The organism is Enterobacter sp. Ap-867 (assembly GCF_011752855.1).
Taxonomy (GTDB): Bacteria; Pseudomonadota; Gammaproteobacteria; order Enterobacterales; family Enterobacteriaceae; genus Cedecea.
Genome location: NZ_VWWS01000007.1, coordinates 226,045 through 247,099 on the forward strand (window position 1 = coordinate 226,045; position 21,055 = coordinate 247,099).

Consider the following 21,055-nt stretch of genomic DNA (forward strand, 5'->3'; position numbering starts at 1 on the left):
GGTTGGCGTAAAGTGCCATCTACCTTAATTTTCACCAATCTACCACATCAAAATTGAAAGGGCAGTTACGCAGGGTTGAAATCGCCCGCCCAGCGCCCATTTGTCATCAGGACATCATCTATGAACAAGTCAGAAAAGCTAGCGGCTACTTTCGCCAAAAAGGATGTAGAAATTATTGCACGGGAAACGCTTTATCGTGGCTTTTTTTCACTCGATCTTTATCGTTTTCGTCATCGTTTATTCAACGGCGAAATGAGTGGCGAAGTCAGGCGCGAAATTTTTGAACGCGGTCACGCTGCGGTGCTGCTACCCTATGACCCTGTGCGTGATGAAGTCGTGCTGATAGAGCAGATTCGTATCGCGGCCTGGGACACCAGCGAAACCCCATGGCTGTTAGAAATGATCGCCGGCATGATTGAAGAGGGCGAAAGCGTAGAAGATGTTGCGCGTCGTGAAGCCGTAGAAGAAGCTGGCCTTGCTGTGGGCCGAACCAAACCGGTTCTGAGCTATTTAGCCAGCCCCGGTGGCACCAGCGAAAGGTTGTCTATTTTAGTCGGCGAAGTGGATGCCACTCAGGCCAAAGGTATTCATGGCCTGGTGGAAGAAAACGAAGATATTCGTGTTCATGTGGTGAGCCGGGAGCAGGCTTACCAGTGTGTCGAAGAGGGGAGCATCGACAACGCGGCAACGGTCATCGCTTTGCAATGGCTGCAGCTGCATTATGAGCAACTAAGAAAAGAGTGGAATCACTGATTATGAAGCGCTATACCCCTGACTTCCCCGAAATGATGCGTTTGTGCGAAACCAACTTCGCGCAGCTGCGCCGCCTGCTGCCGAAAAATGATGCAGCGGGCGAAACGGTAACCTATCAGGTTAATAGCGCCAGATATCGATTAACTATTTCAGAATCAACACGTTATACCACCCTGGTGGAAATAGAACAAACGCACCCCTCGGTGAGTTACTGGAGCCTGCCGTCAATGTCGGTCAGGCTGTATCACGACGCGATGGTCGCGGAAGTGTGTTCAAGCCAGCAGATCTTTCGCTTCAAAGCGCGATATGATTATCCGAATAAAAAGTTGCATCAACGCGACGAAAAGCATCAAATTAACCAGTTTCTTGCTGATTGGCTGCGCTACTGTTTAGCGCATGGAGCAATGGCCGTGCCTGTGTATACCTAGTTTTTTTAGGGTTGAGGACGGTTAACGGCACAACGCCCTGAATAAATGGATGATATTGATACCCTGAATGAATCGAGCTGCCGCCTGGATATCAGCAGCTTAAGTGTGGTGGGTAGTGAGTGCGTGAAACCTAAGGACACCATTTGGAAAGCCTGTTAACCCTTCCTGTGGCCGATGGAGGCCGAATCAGGATATTGCAAATAACCGATACCCATTTGTTCGCTGGAAAGAACGAAACGCTGCTCGGGATTAATACCTGGAAGAGCTATCAGGCGGTCTTGACCGCTATTCTGGCCGAACAGCGTGCCTGCGACTTACTGGTGGCAACCGGGGATTTGGCCCAGGATCACAGCGTGGAGGCTTATCAGCATTTTGCTGAAGGAGTCTCCCGCATTTCTGCGCCTTGCGTTTGGCTGCCGGGTAACCACGATTTTCAACCTGCAATGTTTAACGCTCTGCAGGAAGCGGGTATTTCTCCGGCCAAGCGCGTTTATATCGGCGATCGCTGGCAAATCTTGCTGCTGGACAGCCAGGTCTTTGGCGTTCCCCACGGTGAACTGAGCGACTATCAGCTGGAATGGCTTGAGCGTCAGCTGGCTGCGGCTCCAGAGCGTCACACCCTACTTTTGCTGCATCATCATCCACTTCCTGCCGGCTGCAGCTGGCTGGATCAGCACAGCCTGCGCAATGCTGCCGCACTGGATGCCGTGCTTAAGCCCTGGCCGCAGGTGAAAACGCTGCTTTGTGGGCACATTCATCAGGAACTGGATCTCGACTGGAACGGTCGCAGAATGCTGGCCACGCCTTCGACATGCGTCCAGTTCAAACCTCACTGCGCCAATTTCACGCTCGACACCATTGAGCCGGGATGGCGCTGGCTCGATCTTTATCCTGACGGCAGCCTGACGACGGAAGTTTGCCGTTTGCAAAGCGGTAAATTTAGTCCTGACACGGCTTCTGAGGGTTATTAATGCCTGCGTTACTGTATCTGCACGGGTTTAATAGCTCTCCGGCCTCCGCAAAAGCGACCCGTTTTAAGGCGTGGCTGGCTCAGCATCATCCTGAAATTGAGATGATTGTGCCTCAGTTACCGCCTTATCCGGCAGAGGCTTCCGAGCTGCTAGAGTCGCTGGTGCTCAAACGTGGAGGAGAGCCACTGGGCATTGTGGGGTCTTCCCTCGGCGGATATTACGCGACCTGGCTTTCGCAGTGCTTTACGCTGCCTGCGGTGGTGGTTAACCCGGCGGTTCGCCCTTTTGAGCTGCTTGTGGGTTACCTTGGTAAAAACGAGAACCCCTACACCGGGCAGCAATATGTGCTAGAGTCACGCCATATTTACGATCTGAAAGTCATGCAGATTGACCCGTTGGAAGCGCCAGACCTGATTTGGCTGCTGCAACAAACGGGCGATGAGGTGCTTGATTACCGCCAGGCCGTAGCCTACTACGCGCTCTGCCGCCAGACGGTGAAACCCGGTGGCAATCATGCCTTCACGGGCTTCGAAGATTATTTCACACAGATTGTCGACTTCCTCGGCTTGCGCTGAGGCCTGACGGCCGATTTCCTGTTTCGCTATCTGAATGAATAAACCATGACGCAATCCTATAATGCCGATGATATAGAGGTACTCACCGGGCTTGAGCCTGTTCGCCGCCGCCCGGGGATGTACACTGACACCACTCGTCCTAACCATTTGGGACAGGAAGTCATTGATAACAGCGTGGATGAGGCGCTGGCAGGTCACGCTAAGCGCGTGGATGTCATCCTGCACGCCGACCAGTCGCTGGAAGTCATTGATGACGGGCGCGGGATGCCTGTTGATATCCATTCCGAAGAGAAGGTCCCGGCCATTGAGCTGATCCTTTGCCGTCTGCATGCGGGCGGTAAATTCTCGAATAAAAACTACCAATTTTCCGGCGGCCTCCACGGCGTAGGGATCTCTGTGGTTAACGCCCTTTCCAAACGCGTTGAAGTGACCGTCCGCCGCGACGCTCAGGTATACAGCATCGCTTTTGAAAACGGCGAGAAGGTGCAGGATCTGGAGGTGATTGGCACCTGTGGGAAGCGCAATACCGGGACCAGCGTGCATTTTTGGCCGGATGAAAGCTTCTTCGACAGCCCGCGTTTTTCCGTTTCACGCCTCAGCCATCTGCTGAAAGCGAAAGCGGTACTGTGCCCGGGGGTTGAGATTACCTTTACCGATAAGGTGAATAATACCGAGCAGCGCTGGTGCTACCAGGACGGCCTGAACGACTATCTGTGCGAAGCCGTAAATGGCCTGATTACCCTCCCGGAAGCGCCGTTTATCGGCAATTTTTCGGGCGACACCGAAGCCGTTGACTGGGCGCTGCTCTGGTTACCGGAAGGCGGTGAGCTGCTGACGGAAAGCTACGTAAACCTGATCCCAACCATGCAGGGCGGTACTCATGTTAACGGCCTGCGTCAGGGGCTGCTCGATGCCATGCGTGAGTTCTGCGAATACCGCAATATTCTGCCGCGTGGCGTGAAGCTCTCTGCGGAAGATATTTGGGAACGCTGCGCCTATGTGCTGTCGGTCAAAATGCAGGATCCTCAGTTTGCTGGCCAGACGAAAGAACGTCTCTCCTCACGCCAGTGTGCGGCCTTTGTCTCCGGCGTAGTGAAGGATGCTTTCAGCCTGTGGCTGAACCAGAACGTACAGGCGGCAGAACAGCTGGCAGAGCTGGCTATTTCCAGCGCTCAGCGCCGGATGCGCGCCGCGAAGAAGGTTGTGCGTAAAAAGCTGACCAGCGGGCCAGCGCTGCCGGGTAAGCTGGCAGACTGTACTGCGCAGGATTTAAGCCGGACCGAACTATTCCTGGTGGAAGGGGACTCGGCAGGCGGCTCCGCGAAGCAGGCTCGCGATCGCGAATATCAGGCGATCATGCCGCTGAAAGGGAAGATCCTGAACACATGGGAAGTTTCTTCTGACGAAGTACTGGCCTCGCAGGAAGTGCACGATATTTCTGTGGCGATCGGTATTGATCCAGACAGTGAAGATCTGAGCCAGTTGCGCTATGGCAAGGTCTGTATCCTTGCGGATGCGGACTCCGATGGTCTGCACATTGCCACGCTGCTGTGCGCGCTCTTTGTGCGCCACTTCCGGGCACTGGTGAAAGGTGGTCACGTTTACGTGGCGATGCCGCCGCTCTACCGCATCGATCTGGGTAAAGAGGTTTATTACGCGTTGGATGAAGAAGAAAAAGCCGGCGTGCTGGAACAGCTTAAGCGCAAGAAAGGCAAGCCAAACGTGCAGCGCTTTAAAGGGCTGGGCGAGATGAACCCGCTTCAGCTTCGCGAGACCACGCTTGATCCGAATACGCGCCGTCTGGTTCAACTGACCATCAGCGATGAAGACGACCAGCGCACGCTGGCGACTATGGATATGCTGTTGGCCAAAAAGCGTTCGGAAGATCGCCGCAACTGGCTGCAGGAAAAAGGCGACATGGCCGATATCGAGGGCTAAACGTTTTTCTCCAAAACGTAAAAGGGATGGCTCAGGTCATCCCTTTTTGCATTCTCAGACGCCAGTTACTTCACGGCTTCTTCGAGAATGCGGATATGCACTTCCAGCACGTCGTCTTTCACGCGGGCGCTATGTTCTTTCATGTGGGCCGTCTCAAGATGGGCTTCCAGATGCGCAACGCTTTCCCATTTTTCCAGCATGAAGATGGAGTCCGGGGCGGTAGTCTGGAACGCGACCTGGGCGTTATGATCGACCAGCGGCGCGTAGCCGTGGCAGCCTTCTTCCTTCAGCACGGTTGGAATAATTTTCTCAAACGCTGCAATTACCGCCTGGCGATGGTGTGACCCAGGACGTGTACGAATTTCTGCAATCACTGTCAGCATGACTAACTCCTTATGTTATCCGGCAAACAGTTAAGCAAAAATACCAGCCAGATGCTTGCGATATTCTGCTACATAATGTGGCACGTCAGGTGCCTTGATGACGTCATTAGCGATAAAGGTTGGCAGCCCTTCCATGCCCAGAAACTGGTTAGCCTTGTGGAATGGAAGATAAACGCCGTCTACGCCAACGCCATGGAAAAACTGATCTTTTTCGGTGAAAGCTTCTAAAGGTGCGTTCCAGGTCAGGGACATCATGTAGGTTTTGCCCTGAATCAGGCCGCCGGAACCATATTTTTTAGAGGCGTCTGAACGGGTACGACCATCACTGGCATACAGCGAACCGTGGCCTTCGGTGAACACATCGTCAATGTACTTTTTGACCGTCCACGGGGCGCCCATCCACCAGCCCGGCATCTGCCAGATGATGCTGTCTGCCCAAAGGAATTTCTCAACTTCCGCTTTAACGTCATATTCGCTGTCTGCGCGGGTGACCTGGACATCATGCCCGAGGTCGCGCAAATAGCTTTCCGCGACTTCGGTCATGGTGTCATTAAGCTGGCCGTTGGAATGGCCGAATTTTTTACCGCCGTTGATAATCAGGATGTTGCTCATTGTTAGCCCTTAAATAATTACGTTTGCCAATCATTATAATGAGAACCTTACTGTGAAAAAATGACCAGGATGTGCAAAGACTTTTGCTGCACGAGCAATAATCCGGCTGAAATTTCTCAGTTCCAACGGATGCAAACCCTAAAACCGCCGCTTTCTGCGTTGCCGAAAGTTGCCCGCATACCGTGCAACGCCGCAATTCGACTAACGATTGACAACCCCAGCCCGCTGCCGGTTTTTAGCTGCCCTGGTGGGCGAAAGAAGCGTTCCCCCAAAGAGGCAAGATATTCAGGGTTCACGCCCGGTCCATTGTCGATAACCTCAAGCTCATTCTCCTTAAGTACGACGTTCACAACGCTGCCTGCAGGGCTGTAGCGGACGGCGTTATCAATGATATTGCGCAACATCAACCCAAGCAGAAGTGGCTGAACGAGCTGGGTTACTGGTTTTTCCGGCATCTGCAGGTGGATATCAATATGCTCTCGCTGGGCCGCGTGCCAGGCTTCCATCACGCTTTCCTGAAGCAGAGTCTGCAGTGACACGTCCTGGACATCATTCAGTTCAGCCAGAGAGTCCAGCCGGGAAAGCGTCAGCAGCTGTTCAACAAGACGGGAGGCTCGGTCAATGCCCTGATGAAGCTGGTTCAGCGCTTGCTCTCTGACTTGGGCATCATCTTCCGCCAGTTGAGCCACCTCTGCCTGTACCTTCAGGGCCGCAAGCGGGGTTCGGAGTTCGTGGGCGGCATCGGACGTAAAGCGCCTTTCACGCTGCATAAATGCTTCTGTACGCTCAAAGAGCTGATTTAAGGCATCCACAAGGGGCCTGACTTCCAGCGGGAGAGGCTGAGTTTCGAGTCTGCTGTTGTCGCCGGGGGGGCGACGCTGTAGTTTTTGCGTCAGTTTTCGCAGCGGTGCCAGCTCTCTGCTGACTAACCCAATCAGCAGGACCAGCATCAGCGGCAGTGCTATTAACCAGGGCGTGAGCTGAGCGGACACGATATCCAGAGCCATATCGTTCCTGTAGTCCCACTCCTGACCGACCACGATACGATAACGACCATCAGGCGTTGTCAGCCAGACCAGACGCCAGAGATCGTCATCATCATCGAGTTGCCCATCAGTAAATCCGTCCCTATGCCATGAATAGATCAGTCCTTTACCGCTGTCGCCGTCATTGAGCACAAGCCTGCCCTCAGCGGTAAAAATGGCGAAGGCTAATGTGTCATCATCGAGCTTACCGCGATGTTTTTTCAGAATGTTTTTACTGCGAGGAAGCTGTGGCTCGGCGCTGTTTGCACCATCGAAATCCAGCACGCTTAGCCGCTTAGCAAAAAGCAGTTGTTGGGTATCGAAGAGCTTGTTGAGCGATTTACGGGCTTCATACCAAGCGGCGGCACTGGCAAAGGCTGCTGCTGCAAGGGTCAGCACTATAAAGCCTACGGTCAGGCGTGTGCGTAAGCTTTTGGTCAACGTTCTTAGCATGCATCACCTAACGTATAGCCGATGCCGTGTACGGTGCGAATAAAACCGCTGCCCAGCTTTTTACGGAGATGATGGATGTGAACTTCAAGGGCGTTGCGCGAGACTTCATCGTCCCAGCTATAGATTTTTTCCTCGATCAGTGTGCGTGGCAGAACACGCCCGACATTACGCATAAGCAACTCGAGTAAAGCGAATTCCTTAGGCTTTAGCTGTAGGGGCTCGCCGTTGAGAGATACCGTATGGTTTGCCGGAGAAAGCACGACATTTCCGTGGGTAATCTCTGGCTGCGCGTGGCCGTGCGCCCGGCGGATGAGTACCTGCAACCGCACTGCCACTTCTGTCAGGGCGAATGGTTTGCAAAGGTAGTCGTCCGCACCCAGCTGCAATCCTTCAATGCGCTCTTCCAGCGAGTCTCTGGCAGTCAGGATTAGTACGGGCTGACTGTGCCCCTCTTTACGCCAGGCGCGCAGAATATCCAGGCCATCCATGCCCGGGAGACTGAGATCCAACACTACGGCGTCGTAGGGGGCCAGGCCAAGTGCGGCTTGTCCCTTTGGCCCATCGCTAAACCAGTCAACCGCAAACCCCATTTTGATTAATCCGGCTTTAATGCCGTCACCAATTAGTGGGTCATCCTCAATAAGTAACAGGCGCATGGCGCACTCCTTGTTGCTGCCGTTAAGACGAGCAGTAAATACCTGTCGTCTTTGTGTGTACAGAAGAAAAGCCTGCTCCTTCGGCAAAGACCGCAAATTTGTAATAAAAAACACTTCCTGCCGAGGGATTAAGATCTCGTTAAGATTTGGGCGCTTTACTAGGGGCTAAGAAACGAAAGGAGAATTACATTATGAAAAAGACAGCCGCTTTATTTGCCATTATCGCTTTAACTTCAGCCCCTCTATTTGCTGCTCAGACCGGCGGGTTTGTTGACCCTAATGCCTCGGTACAAACTCAGCCTATACAGCAGGGCGGCTTTGTGGGCCCAACGGGGAGTAAAACCACGGTAAAACAGGCCAAAACGTTATCTGATGACACTTGGGTGACGCTGACCGGTAAAATTGAGCAGCGCATTGGTGGTGAAGATTATATTTTCCGCGATGCAACCGACAGTATCAACGTAGACATTGACCATAAGCGTTGGAACGGCCAAACGGTCACTCCTCAGGACACCGTGGAAATTCAGGGTAAAGTGGATAAAGACTGGAACTCGATAGAAATCGACGTAAAGCAAATTAACAAACTGAAGTAACGCTGAAAATGCGGCTTGCCCATATGGGCTGCCGCTTCGTATAAAGCTATTCATCGCTATGACTCAACAGGCCAGATAAGGTACTATCGGCGGCAATTACGCCGATTGTGGCCACAATCGGTTCGTCAGTTTGAGGATGAATGAGCAATGAGTGATTTGACTCATGATGGTGCTGAGCGTCTTGCGCTGCACGAATTCACGGAAAATGCGTATCTCAACTATTCCATGTACGTCATCATGGACCGTGCCCTGCCGTTTATTGGCGACGGGCTCAAGCCGGTTCAGCGTCGAATCGTATATGCGATGTCTGAGCTGGGGCTAAACGCCAGCGCAAAATTCAAAAAGTCAGCCCGTACCGTGGGTGATGTGCTGGGTAAATACCATCCCCACGGCGACAGCGCCTGTTATGAAGCGATGGTGCTGATGGCGCAGCCGTTCTCTTACCGCTATCCGCTGGTGGACGGGCAGGGGAACTGGGGCGCGCCGGACGATCCTAAGTCCTTTGCTGCCATGCGTTATACCGAATCTCGCCTGTCGAAGTACGCGGAGCTGCTGCTCAGTGAGCTCGGGCAGGGAACGGTAGACTACATCCCGAACTTTGACGGAACGCTGCTGGAGCCAAAAATGCTGCCTGCGCGTTTACCGAACATCCTGCTTAACGGGACAACCGGCATTGCGGTAGGCATGGCAACAGACATTCCTCCGCATAACCTGCGTGAAGTCGCCCAGGCCGCCATAACGCTGATTGACCAGCCAAAAACGACGCTGGACAGCTTGCTGGATATCGTCCACGGTCCGGATTATCCGACCGAAGCGGAAATCATCACGCCGCGCGAAGATATTCGCAAAATCTACCAGAACGGGCGCGGCTCCATCCGCATGCGTGCGGTGTGGCGCAAAGAAGACGGCGACGTTGTGATTACCGCGCTGCCTCATCAGGTATCAGGCGCTCGCGTGCTGGAGCAGATTGCCAGCCAGATGCGTGCGAAAAAGCTGCCAATGGTTGAAGACCTGCGCGACGAGTCGGATCATGAAAACCCGACCCGGCTGGTGATTGTGCCTCGTTCCAATCGCGTAGACGTTGAGCAGGTAATGAACCATCTGTTCGCGACCACCGATTTGGAAAAAAGCTATCGCGTTAACCTGAATATGATTGGCCTGGACGGTCGCCCGGCGGTGAAAAACCTGCTGGAGATCCTCAGCGAATGGCTGGTCTACCGTCGTGACACGGTGCGCCGCCGCCTGAACTACCGTCTGGAGAAAGTCCTTAAACGCCTGCATATCCTCGAAGGTTTGCTGGTAGCGTTCCTCAATATCGACGAAGTGATTCATATCATTCGTACCGAGGATGAGCCGAAGCCGGTGCTGATGTCTCGTTTTGATATCAGCGAAACGCAGGCCGAAGCGATCCTTGAGCTGAAGCTGCGTCACCTCGCCAAACTGGAAGAGATGAAGATCCGCGGCGAGCAGAACGAGCTGGAAAAAGAACGCGATCAGCTGCAGGGTATTCTCGCTTCAGAGCGCAAAATGAACACGCTGCTGAAAAAAGAGCTGCAGTCGGATGCCGATACCTACGGGGACGACCGTCGCTCTCCGCTGCATGAGCGCGGTGAAGCGAAGGCGATGAGCGAGCATGACATGGTGCCGTCTGAACCGGTGACGATTGTGCTGTCGCAAATGGGCTGGGTGCGCAGCGCCAAAGGCCACGATATTGACGCGCCGGGCCTGAGCTATAAAGCCGGTGACAGCTACCTTGGCTCAGCCAAAGGTAAGAGCAATCAACCGGTGGCGTTCATTGACTCCACCGGGCGAAGCTACGCGCTGGATCCTATCACGCTGCCGTCAGCACGTGGTCAGGGTGAGCCTCTGACCGGTAAGCTGACGCCACCGCCGGGTGCGACGGTTGACTATGTGCTGATGGCCGCAGACGATCAGAAGCTGCTGATGGCTTCGGACGCAGGCTATGGCTTCGTCTGTACCTTTAACGACGTTGTTTCACGCAACCGCGCAGGTAAAACGCTGATTTCCCTTCCGGATAACGCCCGCGTCCTCCCTCCGCTGGAAATTCACAGCGCAGACGACATGCTGTTGGCGATCACCGCCGCCGGGCGCATGCTGATGTTCCCGGTGAGTGACCTGCCGGAACTGTCGAAAGGCAAGGGTAATAAAATTATCTCTATCCCGGCAGCCGAAGCGGCGAAAGGTGAAGATAAGCTGGCACATCTGTTTATCCTGCCGCCGCAGAGTACGCTGACGCTGCACGTCGGGAAGCGTAAAATTAAGCTGCGCCCTGAAGAGCTGCAGAAAATTACCGGTGAGCGAGGCCGCCGCGGGACGCTGATGCGTGGCCTGCAGCGTATCGACCGCGTGGACGTCGATTCCCCAATGCGGGCTGGAGCTGGAGACAGCGAAGAATAATCCGGGGTACGGCGGCAGCGTTGCCGCCGTCCGGTGTGTTTTACGCTAAAGCCGATATACTTATCAACGGCTTCGGCTCATGAGGTAGTTATGCTAGCGATTGTACGTTTTATTATTGTCGTTATTTACTGCATCCTGGTATGCATCTTTGGTTCAATTTATTGTCTGTTTAGCCCGCGTAATCCGCGCCATGTGGCAACTTTTGGGCACCTTTTCGGGCGTCTGGCGCCAGTATTCGGTCTCAAGGTTGAAACCCGCTTACCTGCCGGGGCAGAAAACCATCCCACCGCGATTTACATCGGTAACCATCAAAACAACTACGATATGGTGACGGCTTCGAGTATCGTGCAGCCGCCGACGGTAACGGTTGGGAAAAAAAGCCTGGTGTGGATCCCGTTTTTTGGCCAGCTTTACTGGCTGACTGGCAACCTGTTGATTGACCGGGATAACCGGGCAAAAGCCCACGGTACTATCTCCCAAGTTGTCGAGCAGATTCGCAAACGTAATGTTTCTATCTGGATGTTCCCGGAAGGGACCCGCAGCCGTGGTCGAGGCCTGCTGCCGTTTAAAACCGGGGCGTTTCATGCCGCGATTGCCGCGGGCGTGCCGATTATTCCGGTGTGCGTTTCCAATACCAGTAATAAAATTAAGCTAAACCGTTGGAACAACGGGTTGGTCATCGTCGAAATGCTGCCGCCAATTGATACCAGCGCTTATGGGAAAGATCAGGTCCGTAAGCTGGCCACTGACTGTCGTGAACTGATGATGGCCAAAATCGACGAACTCAATCAAGAAGTTGCCGCGCGTGAAGCCGCCGGCAAAGTTGAAAAGAATCAGGCGAGTTAAATGCCGCCTTTGGCGGTACGGTTTGTATCGCCTTTCGTTATTCAGTTTTACATGGAGCAATTATGTCACTCAGTCGGCGTCAGTTTATTCAGGCATCCGGAGTTGCGCTATGTGCCGGCTCGGTGCCGCTGAGGGCAAACGCGGCAGGGCAGCAGCAGCCTTTACCTGTTCCCCCTCTGCTTGAATCTCGTCGCGGCCAGCCCTTATTCCTGACGCTGCAGCGCGCTCACTGGTCATTTACCGGCGGCGCTAAGGCGCCCGTTTGGGGCTTTAACGGGCGCTATATGGGGCCAACCATTCGCGTCTGGAGCGGGGATGACGTGAAGATGATCTACAGCAACCGTCTGCAGGAAAATGTTGCGATGACGATTGCTGGCCTGCAGGTGCCGGGGCCGCTGATTGGCGGGGCCGCACGTATGATGTCGCCGAACGTAGACTGGGCGCCCGTTTTACCCATTCGCCAGCGAGCCGCTACGCTGTGGTATCACGCCAACACGCCGAATCGCACCGCAAGGCAGGTTTACAACGGCCTCGCGGGGATGTGGTTAATTGAGGATGAAGTCAGCAAATCTCTGCCAATCCCTAACCATTACGGCGTGGATGACTTCCCGATTATCATCCAGGACAAGCGACTCGACAACTTCGGTGCGCCAGAGTATCAGGAGCCAGGCAGCGGCGGTTTTGTTGGCGATACGCTGCTGGTGAACGGGGTGCAAAGCCCGTACGTGGAAGTGTCCCGTGGTTGGGTGCGTCTGCGTTTGTTGAACGCCTCAAACTCGCGTCGCTACCAGCTGCAAATGAGCGATGGTCGCTCCATCGCGGTGATTTCCAGCGATCAGGGGTTCCTGCCGGCACCCGTTTCGGTCAAGCAGCTGTCGCTGGCGCCGGGAGAGCGGCGAGAAATTCTTATCGACATGACCGAAGGCAAAGAGGTCTCGATTACCGCCGGTGAAGCGGCGGGGATCATGGATCGCATTCGTGGTTTCTTTGAGCCCTCGAGCATTTTGATTTCCACGCTGGTGTTAACGCTGCGTCCTACCGGGCTGTTGCCGCTGGTGACCGACACGCTGCCAATGCGCCTTCTGCCGGAAGAGATTATCGGCGGTAACCCAACGCGCAGCCGTGAAATCACCCTCGGTGACGATCCTGGCATTAACGGCCAGCTGTGGGATATGAAGCGGATTGATATTCAGACTCAGCAGGGCACCTGGGAACGCTGGACGGTGCGCGCTGATACGCCGCAGTCTTTCCACATTGAGGGCGTTAGTTTCCTGGTGCGCGACGTCAACGGGGCTTCGCCGTTCGGGGAAGATCGCGGCTGGAAGGATACCGTGTGGATAGACGGGCAGGTTGAGCTGCTGGTCTACTTTGGGCAACCTTCCTGGGAGCATTTCCCGTTCCTCTACTCCAGCCAGACGCTGGAGCTTGCCGATCGCGGCTCCATCGGTCAGCTATTGGTTCAGCCCGCACCCTAGTTTTTACCCTCACCCTAACCCTCTCCCTACAAGGGAGAAGGGATAGCATGGGACTCTACGCAGAGTCTTTTTCCCCTCGCCCCTTTGGTGAGAGGGCCGGGTGAGGGGCGTAAAACACCGAATAACCCTTCAAAGATTACTGCTAATAGGCGTATAATCGCCGCCCTTTTGTTCATTTCTACATCATCTCTTCGGAAATATTATGAGCGTCAAAAGCCTGATCCAGCCGGAACGCGAACTCTTTTCATGGCCTCAATACTGGGCCGCCTGTTTTGGTCCGGCACCGTTTTTACCCATGTCTCGCGCGGAGATGGACGAACTCGGCTGGGACAGCTGCGACATCATTCTGGTCACCGGCGATGCCTACGTGGATCACCCCAGCTTTGGGATGGCCATCTGTGGCCGTATGTTAGAGGCGCAGGGTTTCCGTGTCGGTATCATTGCTCAGCCGGACTGGTCTTCTAAACAGGACTTTATGCGCCTCGGCAAGCCGAACCTGTTCTTTGGCGTGACCGCCGGGAACATGGATTCGATGATTAACCGCTACACGGCGGACCGCAAGCTGCGCCACGACGATGCCTACACGCCGGATAACGTGGCAGGCAAGCGCCCAGATCGTGCTTCTCTGGTTTACACCCAGCGCTGCAAAGAAGCGTGGCGTGATGTGCCGGTGATCCTCGGCGGCATCGAGGCCAGCCTGCGCCGTACCGCGCATTATGATTACTGGTCTGATACCGTGCGCCGCTCGATTTTGGTTGATGCCAAAGCCGATATGCTGATCTTCGGCAATGGTGAACGTCCGCTGGTGGAAGTGGCGCATCGTCTGGCTAACGGAGAAGGGATCGCTGACATTTGCGACGTGCGTAATACCGCCATCATGCGCAAAGAAGCGATGCCCGGCTGGGCAGGCGTCGATTCCACCCGGCTTGATACGCCAGGAAAAATCGACCCCATTCCGCATCCTTACGGGGACGATCTCCCCTGTGCCGACGGCAATAAACCGAAGGACAAGAAGGCGGATGAAACCAAAGCTGTAACCGTGCAGCCCCCGCGACCAAAGCCGTGGGAAAAGACCTATGTTCTGCTGCCGTCCTTTGAGAAGGTGAAGGCCGATAAGGTGATGTATGCCCACGCTTCGCGGATCCTGCATCATGAAACTAACCCCGGTTGCGCCCGAGCGCTGATGCAAAAGCACGGCGATCGCTATATCTGGATCAACCCTCCGGCAATCCCGCTTTCTACCGAAGAGATGGATAGCGTGTTCGCGCTCCCCTACCAGCGTGTGCCTCATCCTTCCTACGGCAAGGCCCGCATTCCGGCCTATGAGATGATCCGCTTCTCGGTGAACATTATGCGCGGCTGCTTCGGCGGCTGCTCTTTCTGCTCCATCACCGAGCATGAAGGCCGCATTATTCAGAGCCGATCCGAAGATTCCATCATCAGCGAAATCGAAGCGATGCGCGACAGCGTGCCGGGCTTTACCGGCGTGGTGTCCGATCTCGGTGGCCCAACGGCCAATATGTATATGCTGCGCTGCAAGTCGCCGCGCGCGGAGCAAACCTGCCGTCGCCTGTCGTGCGTTTACCCGGAAATTTGCCAGCATATGGACACCAACCATCAGCCGACCATCGATCTCTACCGCCGTGCCCGCGATCTGCAGGGCGTGAAGAAGATCTTGATTGCCTCCGGCGTGCGTTACGATCTGGCGGTTGCCGATCCGCGTTACATCAAAGAGCTGGCCACTTACCACGTGGGCGGTTATCTCAAAATTGCCCCGGAGCATACCGAAGAAGGGCCGTTGTCGAAGATGATGAAGCCGGGGATGGGCAGCTATCATCGCTTTAAAGAGCTGTTCGATACCTATTCGAAGCAGGCTGGCAAAGAGCAGTATCTGATCCCATACTTTATCTCCGCGCACCCTGGGACGCGTGATGAGGACATGGTGAACCTGGCGCTGTGGCTGAAGCAGCATCGGTTCCGCCTCGATCAGGTTCAGAACTTTTATCCGTCGCCGCTGGCTAACTCCACCACCATGTATTACACGGGTAAAAATCCGCTGAGTAAGGTGAACTACAAAAGCGAGGATATCGTTGTGCCTCGCGGTGACCGCCAGCGCCGCCTTCATAAAGCTCTGCTGCGCTATCACGACCCGGCTAACTGGACGCTGATCCGTGAGGCGCTGGAGGCGATGGGGAAAAAGCACCTGATTGGCGGCAGACGTGAATGCCTGGTGCCTGCCCCGACCCTGGAAGAGATACGTGAGGCCCGCAGGCATGCTCGTCACGCCCGCCCGGCGCTGACGAAACATACCCCGCTTGCGCACCAGCGCCGTCCGGCAGCAGCAGGAAAGAGGAAGCCGCATGTGAAGTAACCCGTGCTTTCATGCCGCTGTCATTTTTTTCTGCGACAAAGAGAAGTGGGAATCCCTGCCCGTCGGGTCTGGTGCTAAGCTGCCCGGCGGCCTCTTTGCTGAAATGAGAAATGAACATGTCTAACCCGCTGTACGTTTTTGACCTCGACCACACCCTGATTGACGCCGATTGCAGCACTCTCTGGAGCCGCTTCCTTTCTCGCGAAGGGCTGATCAAAGACCCTGATTATCTGGCCAAAGAGCACAAGCTGATGCTCGACTACCAGCGTGGCGAAATGAACATTCACGAATACGTTGGCGTCACGCTGGCCCCGCTGGCCGGCATGACAGTTGCCGATGTCGATACGCTGGTGGCTCGCTGCGTAGAAAATGATGTACTGCCGCTGGTTTACCCGGAGGCGAAGCGCCTGATTGAGCAATTACACGCTCAGGGCCAGCAGATGATGATCATCTCTGCGTCGGTCAGCCTGCTGGTGAAGGCCATTGCGCCGCGGCTGGGCATTGAACACGCCATCGGTATCGACCTGGTGACCGGCAATAACGCCTACACCAGCGTGATAAGCGGCGTGCCGAGCTATCAGGCAGGTAAAATTACCCGTCTGAAGGAGTGGCTGACGGTGAACCCCGAATACAGCGGAGAACTGACGTTTTATACCGACTCTATTAACGACCTACCGCTCTGCCTTGAGGCCGATAAAGTGCTGATGGTAAATCCTTGCCAGAAGCTTGCGGCGCAGGGCGCTCGCTACGGCTGGCAAACGCTGAGCTGGTCTTTATAGCGAAACCGGGGCATGGTGAAAACCGTGCCCCGTTTAGGCGTTATTGCGGAGAATACAGCGGCACCGGCTTCCCGGTGATATAGCGGCGGCGCAGCCAGGCAGAAATAGCATCCATCGCCATTACCACGCAGACCAGAATCAGGGTGATAAACATCACCACGTCCCAGTTCCACAGCCGCATGTTCTCGGCATAAACCAGGCCGACACCGCCCGCGCCGACAAAACCCAGCACCGCCGCTGAACGGGTGTTGGACTCAATCTGATACAGGCTGAGGGAGAGAAACGCCGGGAACGACTGGGTGAAGATCCCGAAGCGGTGCTTCTGAATGCCTGCCGCGCCCACGGCGGTTAATCCCCGGCTCGGAGAGCGTTCTACCGCTTCGTGCCCCTCGGCATACAGCCTGCCCAGTAAGCCGGTATCCTGCATGATAATTGCCAGTACGCCAGCCAGCGGGCCAAGCCCCACGGCGCGCACAAATATTAGCCCCCAGATTGCCATATCCACGCCGCGCAGCAGGTCGAACAGGCGGCGCACCAGCAGCGCAATGACCCTTGCCACCGAGCTCTGCATGATATTGCGGGCGGCAAAGAACGACAGCAGCAGCGCCAGCACAGTGGCGGTTAGCGTCCCGGCAAAGACAATGGCGAGCGTAATAGCGATTTGCGAGAAGTAATAGGCGAACGGCCAGTTAACAAAGTCATGCCAGACAAACATGCGCAGGAAATAGCGCCCGAGCTGAGCGATGCCGGTCAGGATTTGCCCGGAGTCGATGCCGAAAGTGAAGAAAAACCAGACGTAGTAGCCGAGGATGGCGGCGGCCAGCAGGCCGATGTGACGCAGATATCGTCCCTGCATCCGGTAAAGTTCGCGGTGCTGCTCGCGGCTTTTAGCGATATCCGGTGTTGCCTGTGAAATGCTCATTTTTTCCCCTCCAGAACCCAGCGGCGCAGCCTGCCGGACAGGACATCGAGGATGGAAACCACCACGATAATCAGCAGCAGCGTGATGCTGACCTGGTCGTAGCGGTCGAGTTTAATGTTGGTCATCAGCTCCTGGCCGATCCCGCCCGCGCCAACGAGGCCGAGAATGGTGGAGGAACGGAAGTTAATTTCAAAGCGCATAAAGCTGTAGGACAGGAAGATCGGTTTCACCTGCGGCCACAGAGCGAAGCGCACGCGCTGAAGTGGCGTGGCACCGCAGGCCACCAGGCCGCGCACAGGTTTGTCGGACGCGCTTTCGATGGCTTCGTAAAACAGCTTGGTCAGGCTGCCAATGGTGTGCAGGGCCAGCGCCAGAAATCCCGGAATAGCGCCGATACCAAAGGCCATCACGAACATCACCGCCCATGCCAGCTCCGGCATGGTTCTCAGGAAGGCAACTGAAGCACGAACGCCGAAGCGCACGGCGGGCGGTGTCCAGGTATTACCGGCGGCCAAAAATGCCAGCACAGCGGCAATGCAGGTCGAAATCAGCGTCGACGCCAGCGCCAGCTGCAGCGTTTCCCAAATCAGCGGCAGCTGAATCGGCAGGCGGTATCCCCAGTAGGCCAGCGAGCCTTTGGTGTGGACGTCGGCCAGCAGAACCGGGAGGTGCAGCGTCGGCAGGGTTTCGAACATGTAGTCGAGGAAGTTTGGCAGCGATTGCCAGATGGTGGTCAGGCTGAACTCTGCGATATGACCGGCGGTAAGATACAGGCCTACCAGCAGCAGGGACCAAATCAGGGTGTCGCGCTTCTGGCGCATTCTGACCTGGTGATAGTAACGCTCAAATTCCGTATTCAACATCATCACTTATTATCCGGTTTGTTTCCGGTGACGGGTTGCCCCGTCCTGATAAAAAAGCACCCAGGCAGGCTGCCGGGGTGCGATTTTTATGCGGTGGGCATCAATTAGCGGGCGCTAACCAGCTCACGCTTCATGTCGATGATCTGCTGGAAGTCAGCCACAGATGCCGGGCCAATGTGCTGGGTGCCGCCCATTGCCTTCACGAAGCAACCGTGATCTTCTTTATCAAGCTTCTTCACTGCATCCACCACTTTGGCCTTGAAGTCAGCTGGCAGCTTGTTGCTGACCAGGATTGGGCCGTTAGGGATCAGCGGGGAAGTCCAGATGATGCGGATCTGCTTCATCAGGTCAGGGTGATCCATACGGATCAGGCGGTTAAACGCCCCGGCGGTGTAGCCGTCGTTATAGTCGCCAACCATGGAAGCCCAGGTCACCGCGCCAGCAAACTGGCCGTTCAGCACGCCCAGGATGTCCTGTTCGTGGCCGCCGGAGAAGGTGACGCTGGAGAAGAAGTTGTTGTATTTGTTGTCCGCGGTGCCGCCGAGTTTCTGTTTGAACTCGTGGTTCGGGATCAGATAGCCAGAGGTGGAGTCCGGATCCGCGAAGCCGAAGGATTTGCCTTTCAGATCTTCGATGGTTTTGTACGGACTGTCGGCTTTCACGATCACTACGGAGTGGTAGCCGCGGGACTGATCTTTATCGTCAACCGCGATGCCGACGATATCCACCGCTTTCGGGTCGTTCATGTACACCGAAGCGTAGGAAGAAGGAGACATGCTCAGCACCAGGTCGACTTTACCGCCGATCAGGCCCTGAATAACACCAGAGTAGTCAGAAGAGTTACGCAGTTTAGTGTCGACATTCAGTTCTTTATCCATGAACTGCTTCACACACTGGTTATCACCAATTTGCTGGGTCGCATTCTGCCCGCCGAGGATCCCGAGGTTCAGTTCGCGCGGCTGGTCAGCAGCCATAGCGTGGCCTGCAATCACAAGGCCAGTAATCACTGCGGATAAACGTAATGCGCCAGTCAGTTGCTTTTTCATTATCATTGCCTGTGTTGTATCAATTGGAGAGAGAATTAATGCACTTGATTGATTTCATCGCCGTACAAGAGATGCAGCACGTCGTCCGTTAACATCGACGGATGACCGTCAAACACGATATTTCCTTTTGCAACCCCGATAACGCGGGTGCAGTACTCTTTCACCAGCTCGATGGAATGCAGGTTCACCATCACGCTGATGCCTTGCTCACACACTTCACGCAGCACTTTCATGATGCGTTGGGTATTTTTCGGGTCGAGTGAAGCCACTGGCTCATCGGCCAGCAGAATGCTTGGGTTTTGCATCAGCGCGCGGCAAATAGCGACGCGCTGCATCTGGCCGCCGGAAAGGTTCTCGGCGCGCTGCAGGGCGTGGGGCAGCATGTTCATCCACTCCAGAAGCGAAATAGCGCGGGCGCGGTCTGCTTCAGGGAAAACCTTAAACAGGGATTTCAGCGTGGAGGTCTGGCTCAGGCGACCCAGCAGGACGTTAGTCAGCACGTCCAGTCTTGGCACCAGGCAGAAGTCCTGGAATATCATGCCGCATTCGGTGCGCCACTGGTTCAGGGCGCGACCGCTGAGTTTAGACACATCGTGCGGCATCCCGACTTCCGGAAAGCTGAGGATCTCGCCCGACGTGGCAGAATGCGTACCGTTAAGAATATGCAGCAGCGTAGATTTACCTGCGCCTGAACGGCCAATCACGCCCACCAGTTCACCGGCATGCAGGTCGAAGTTAATGTCGTGCAGCACGGTCTGGTGTGCGTTATAGGCCTTACTCAGACTCTTAACGCTCAGGACTTTACGCCCCGGCGCGGGCGCAAACTGCGGCAGCGACTCCAGGTCAGAGTTGGTAACTACGGCAAGGGATCTGTTCATAACCATTCCAAATGAGTTAGCGAAGCTGGCCCTATTTATCGTGGTGTTGTGTGACTTTTTGATTACGGCTAAAAGAACAAATAATGAACGCCGTGAAAATTCACGCGACGATCAAACAGATGTGTTACACGTAGAAAGCGCTGGAGCAGGGGGTGTGCGGGAAATAAAAAACCACCCTGCGGGTGAAGGCGAAGGTGGTTTTGGGGACGAAAAGAGAAGCCGGATTTAGCCGACAAACACGTCCGGGTCTGGCCCAAGGCGTTTGCCGCTGTCGAGCTTCGCAATTTCAGCCAGTTCTTCTTTGTCCAGGCGGAAGTCGAACACGTCAAAGTTTTCAGCAATACGGGCAGGCGTGACCGATTTAGGGATAACCACCAGCCCGCTATCGAGGTGCCAGCGAATCACCACCTGAGCCGGGGTTTTACCGTATTTGTCCGCTAAATCACGAATGATTTTCTGATCAAACACGCCTTCACCGCCCTGGGCCAGCGGGCTCCAGGACTCGGTCTGGATTTTGTGGGTCGCGTTCCAGGCGTGGAGCTGGCGCTGTTGCAGCAGAGGGTGCAGCTCAATCTGGTTGATCACCGGGCTAACGCCGGTTTCGTCGATCAGCCGCTGGAGATGATTAAGATTGAAGTTACACACCCCAATACTCTTCGCCAGTCCCTCTTTTTGCAGCTCAATCAGCCCTTTCCAGGCTTCGAGATAATGATCTTTACTCGGCACCGGCCAGTGCAGCAGGTAGAGATCGACATAATCAAGCTGCAGTTTTTCAAGGCTGTCTTCCAGCGCCTGGCGGGGCCGCTGCTGGTCGCTGTTCCAGAGCTTGGTGGTAATAAACAGATCGTCACGCGCAATGCCTGCGCTTTTCAGCGCGGCACCTACGCCGTCCTCGTTTTTGTAGGCGGCGGCGGTATCAATGGAGCGGTATCCCACTTCCAGGGCTTTCTCAATGGCCGTTCTGACCTGGTCGTTGCTGGCCTGCCAGACACCGAGCCCAAGCTGCGGCATTACGTTGCCATCCTGGAGCTTGATTAAGGTTGGATGAGTCATGCGTACCTCCTTAATAG

20 protein-coding genes are annotated in these 21,055 nt (G+C 55.2%); 11 read left to right on the plus strand and 9 right to left on the minus strand.

Going from position 1 to position 21,055, the window contains the following annotated elements:
• Nucleotides 1-120: 120 nt before the first annotated feature.
• From nudF to parE, 5 genes are all read left to right on the plus strand, one after another.
• Entirely contained in the window at nt 121-753 is a 633-nt protein-coding gene (gene nudF / locus F3J26_RS17865; RefSeq protein ID WP_166995184.1) for an ADP-ribose diphosphatase, read from the plus strand.
• Between the two features lie 2 nt (nt 754-755).
• Nucleotides 756-1,181, plus strand: coding sequence for a DUF1249 family protein (locus F3J26_RS17870; RefSeq protein ID WP_008460921.1), 426 nt, complete (start codon nt 756-758; stop codon nt 1,179-1,181).
• 143 nt (nt 1,182-1,324) lie between these two features.
• Nucleotides 1,325-2,152 carry a 3',5'-cyclic-AMP phosphodiesterase gene (gene cpdA / locus F3J26_RS17875; protein WP_166878031.1) on the plus strand — a complete coding sequence of 276 codons (828 nt, stop codon included), beginning with the start codon at nt 1,325-1,327 and terminating at the stop codon, nt 2,150-2,152.
• Entirely contained in the window at nt 2,152-2,727 is a 576-nt protein-coding gene (gene yqiA, locus F3J26_RS17880) for an esterase YqiA (protein ID WP_008460923.1), read from the plus strand. The genes cpdA and yqiA overlap by 1 nt, the downstream gene beginning before the upstream one ends.
• A 45-nt stretch (nt 2,728-2,772) precedes the next feature.
• The gene (parE, locus tag F3J26_RS17885; protein WP_008460924.1) at nt 2,773-4,665 is read left to right on the plus strand and encodes a DNA topoisomerase IV subunit B; all 1,893 of its coding nucleotides are present in this window, start codon (nt 2,773-2,775) and stop codon (nt 4,663-4,665) included.
• Between the two features lie 65 nt (nt 4,666-4,730).
• Here parE and F3J26_RS17890 read toward each other — a convergent pair whose 3' ends face one another.
• From F3J26_RS17890 to qseB, 4 genes are all read right to left on the minus strand, one after another.
• On the minus strand, nt 4,731-5,048 hold the full coding sequence (locus tag F3J26_RS17890; protein WP_008460925.1) for a putative quinol monooxygenase: 318 nt from the start codon (nt 5,046-5,048) through the stop codon (nt 4,731-4,733).
• A gap of 30 nt (nt 5,049-5,078) precedes the next feature.
• Complete coding sequence (locus tag F3J26_RS17895; protein WP_039297985.1) at nt 5,079-5,660, minus strand: NAD(P)H-dependent oxidoreductase; 582 nt, start codon at nt 5,658-5,660, stop codon at nt 5,079-5,081.
• A 116-nt stretch (nt 5,661-5,776) separates the two neighbouring features.
• Nucleotides 5,777-7,138 carry a quorum sensing histidine kinase QseC gene (gene qseC / locus F3J26_RS17900; RefSeq protein ID WP_166995186.1) on the minus strand — a complete coding sequence of 454 codons (1,362 nt, stop codon included), beginning with the start codon at nt 7,136-7,138 and terminating at the stop codon, nt 5,777-5,779.
• On the minus strand, nt 7,132-7,794 hold the full coding sequence (gene qseB / locus F3J26_RS17905) for a quorum sensing response regulator transcription factor QseB (protein ID WP_166995188.1): 663 nt from the start codon (nt 7,792-7,794) through the stop codon (nt 7,132-7,134). Before qseB ends, qseC begins: the two co-directional genes overlap by 7 nt.
• Before the next feature lie 191 nt (nt 7,795-7,985).
• Here qseB and F3J26_RS17910 point away from each other — a divergent pair, with 191 nt between their 5' ends.
• From F3J26_RS17910 to F3J26_RS17935, 6 genes are all read left to right on the plus strand, one after another.
• Nucleotides 7,986-8,387: a YgiW/YdeI family stress tolerance OB fold protein gene (locus tag F3J26_RS17910; RefSeq protein ID WP_166995190.1), complete on the plus strand. Its 402-nt coding sequence runs from the start codon at nt 7,986-7,988 to the stop codon at nt 8,385-8,387.
• Nucleotides 8,388-8,534: 147 nt separating this feature from the next.
• Entirely contained in the window at nt 8,535-10,805 is a 2,271-nt protein-coding gene (gene parC / locus F3J26_RS17915; protein ID WP_166995192.1) for a DNA topoisomerase IV subunit A, read from the plus strand.
• A 90-nt stretch (nt 10,806-10,895) separates the two neighbouring features.
• The gene (locus F3J26_RS17920; protein WP_008460931.1) at nt 10,896-11,651 is read left to right on the plus strand and encodes a 1-acylglycerol-3-phosphate O-acyltransferase; all 756 of its coding nucleotides are present in this window, start codon (nt 10,896-10,898) and stop codon (nt 11,649-11,651) included.
• Between the two features lie 62 nt (nt 11,652-11,713).
• Nucleotides 11,714-13,126, plus strand: a complete 1,413-nt coding sequence (gene ftsP, locus F3J26_RS17925; RefSeq protein ID WP_166995194.1) for a cell division protein FtsP — start codon at nt 11,714-11,716, stop codon at nt 13,124-13,126.
• Between the two features lie 202 nt (nt 13,127-13,328).
• A complete protein-coding gene (locus tag F3J26_RS17930) occupies nt 13,329-15,497 on the plus strand; it encodes a YgiQ family radical SAM protein (protein WP_166995196.1) in 2,169 nt (722 codons plus the stop codon).
• Nucleotides 15,498-15,613: 116 nt separating this feature from the next.
• Entirely contained in the window at nt 15,614-16,276 is a 663-nt protein-coding gene (locus F3J26_RS17935) for an HAD family hydrolase (protein ID WP_166878055.1), read from the plus strand.
• Between the two features lie 40 nt (nt 16,277-16,316).
• Here the strand turns inward: F3J26_RS17935 and phnE (F3J26_RS17940) are convergent, their stop codons facing one another.
• From phnE (F3J26_RS17940) to dkgA, 5 genes are all read right to left on the minus strand, one after another.
• Nucleotides 16,317-17,198, minus strand: coding sequence for a phosphonate ABC transporter, permease protein PhnE (phnE, locus tag F3J26_RS17940; protein ID WP_166995198.1), 882 nt, complete (start codon nt 17,196-17,198; stop codon nt 16,317-16,319).
• Nucleotides 17,195-18,064, minus strand: a complete 870-nt coding sequence (gene phnE, locus F3J26_RS17945) for a phosphonate ABC transporter, permease protein PhnE (RefSeq protein ID WP_034810028.1) — start codon at nt 18,062-18,064, stop codon at nt 17,195-17,197. The genes phnE (F3J26_RS17940) and phnE (F3J26_RS17945) overlap by 4 nt, the downstream gene beginning before the upstream one ends.
• Before the next feature lie 101 nt (nt 18,065-18,165).
• Nucleotides 18,166-19,107, minus strand: coding sequence for a phosphonate ABC transporter substrate-binding protein (gene phnD, locus F3J26_RS17950; RefSeq protein WP_008460942.1), 942 nt, complete (start codon nt 19,105-19,107; stop codon nt 18,166-18,168).
• Nucleotides 19,108-19,142: 35 nt separating this feature from the next.
• The gene (phnC, locus tag F3J26_RS17955; RefSeq protein WP_039287781.1) at nt 19,143-19,985 is read right to left on the minus strand and encodes a phosphonate ABC transporter ATP-binding protein; all 843 of its coding nucleotides are present in this window, start codon (nt 19,983-19,985) and stop codon (nt 19,143-19,145) included.
• A 225-nt stretch (nt 19,986-20,210) separates the two neighbouring features.
• Nucleotides 20,211-21,038, minus strand: coding sequence for a 2,5-didehydrogluconate reductase DkgA (dkgA, locus tag F3J26_RS17960; RefSeq protein ID WP_008460946.1), 828 nt, complete (start codon nt 21,036-21,038; stop codon nt 20,211-20,213).
• Between the last annotated feature and the right edge of the window lie 17 nt (nt 21,039-21,055).

What these genes read in the sequence shown, in the direction of transcription:
- nudF (WP_166995184.1), top strand. Translation starts at nt 121, where the DNA reads ATGAACAAGTCAGAAAAGCTAGCGGCTACTTTCGCCAAAAAGGATGTA.
- F3J26_RS17870 (WP_008460921.1), top strand. Translation starts at nt 756, where the DNA reads ATGAAGCGCTATACCCCTGACTTCCCCGAAATGATGCGTTTGTGCGAA.
- yqiA (WP_008460923.1), top strand. Translation starts at nt 2,152, where the DNA reads ATGCCTGCGTTACTGTATCTGCACGGGTTTAATAGCTCTCCGGCCTCC.
- parE (WP_008460924.1), top strand. Translation starts at nt 2,773, where the DNA reads ATGACGCAATCCTATAATGCCGATGATATAGAGGTACTCACCGGGCTT.
- F3J26_RS17890 (WP_008460925.1), bottom strand. Translation starts at nt 5,048, where the DNA reads ATGCTGACAGTGATTGCAGAAATTCGTACACGTCCTGGGTCACACCAT.
- F3J26_RS17895 (WP_039297985.1), bottom strand. Translation starts at nt 5,660, where the DNA reads ATGAGCAACATCCTGATTATCAACGGCGGTAAAAAATTCGGCCATTCC.
- qseC (WP_166995186.1), bottom strand. Translation starts at nt 7,138, where the DNA reads ATGCTAAGAACGTTGACCAAAAGCTTACGCACACGCCTGACCGTAGGC.
- qseB (WP_166995188.1), bottom strand. Translation starts at nt 7,794, where the DNA reads ATGCGCCTGTTACTTATTGAGGATGACCCACTAATTGGTGACGGCATT.
- F3J26_RS17910 (WP_166995190.1), top strand. Translation starts at nt 7,986, where the DNA reads ATGAAAAAGACAGCCGCTTTATTTGCCATTATCGCTTTAACTTCAGCC.
- parC (WP_166995192.1), top strand. Translation starts at nt 8,535, where the DNA reads ATGAGTGATTTGACTCATGATGGTGCTGAGCGTCTTGCGCTGCACGAA.
- F3J26_RS17920 (WP_008460931.1), top strand. Translation starts at nt 10,896, where the DNA reads ATGCTAGCGATTGTACGTTTTATTATTGTCGTTATTTACTGCATCCTG.
- ftsP (WP_166995194.1), top strand. Translation starts at nt 11,714, where the DNA reads ATGTCACTCAGTCGGCGTCAGTTTATTCAGGCATCCGGAGTTGCGCTA.
- F3J26_RS17930 (WP_166995196.1), top strand. Translation starts at nt 13,329, where the DNA reads ATGAGCGTCAAAAGCCTGATCCAGCCGGAACGCGAACTCTTTTCATGG.
- F3J26_RS17935 (WP_166878055.1), top strand. Translation starts at nt 15,614, where the DNA reads ATGTCTAACCCGCTGTACGTTTTTGACCTCGACCACACCCTGATTGAC.
- phnE (WP_166995198.1), bottom strand. Translation starts at nt 17,198, where the DNA reads ATGAGCATTTCACAGGCAACACCGGATATCGCTAAAAGCCGCGAGCAG.
- phnE (WP_034810028.1), bottom strand. Translation starts at nt 18,064, where the DNA reads ATGATGTTGAATACGGAATTTGAGCGTTACTATCACCAGGTCAGAATG.
- phnD (WP_008460942.1), bottom strand. Translation starts at nt 19,107, where the DNA reads ATGAAAAAGCAACTGACTGGCGCATTACGTTTATCCGCAGTGATTACT.
- phnC (WP_039287781.1), bottom strand. Translation starts at nt 19,985, where the DNA reads ATGAACAGATCCCTTGCCGTAGTTACCAACTCTGACCTGGAGTCGCTG.
- dkgA (WP_008460946.1), bottom strand. Translation starts at nt 21,038, where the DNA reads ATGACTCATCCAACCTTAATCAAGCTCCAGGATGGCAACGTAATGCCG.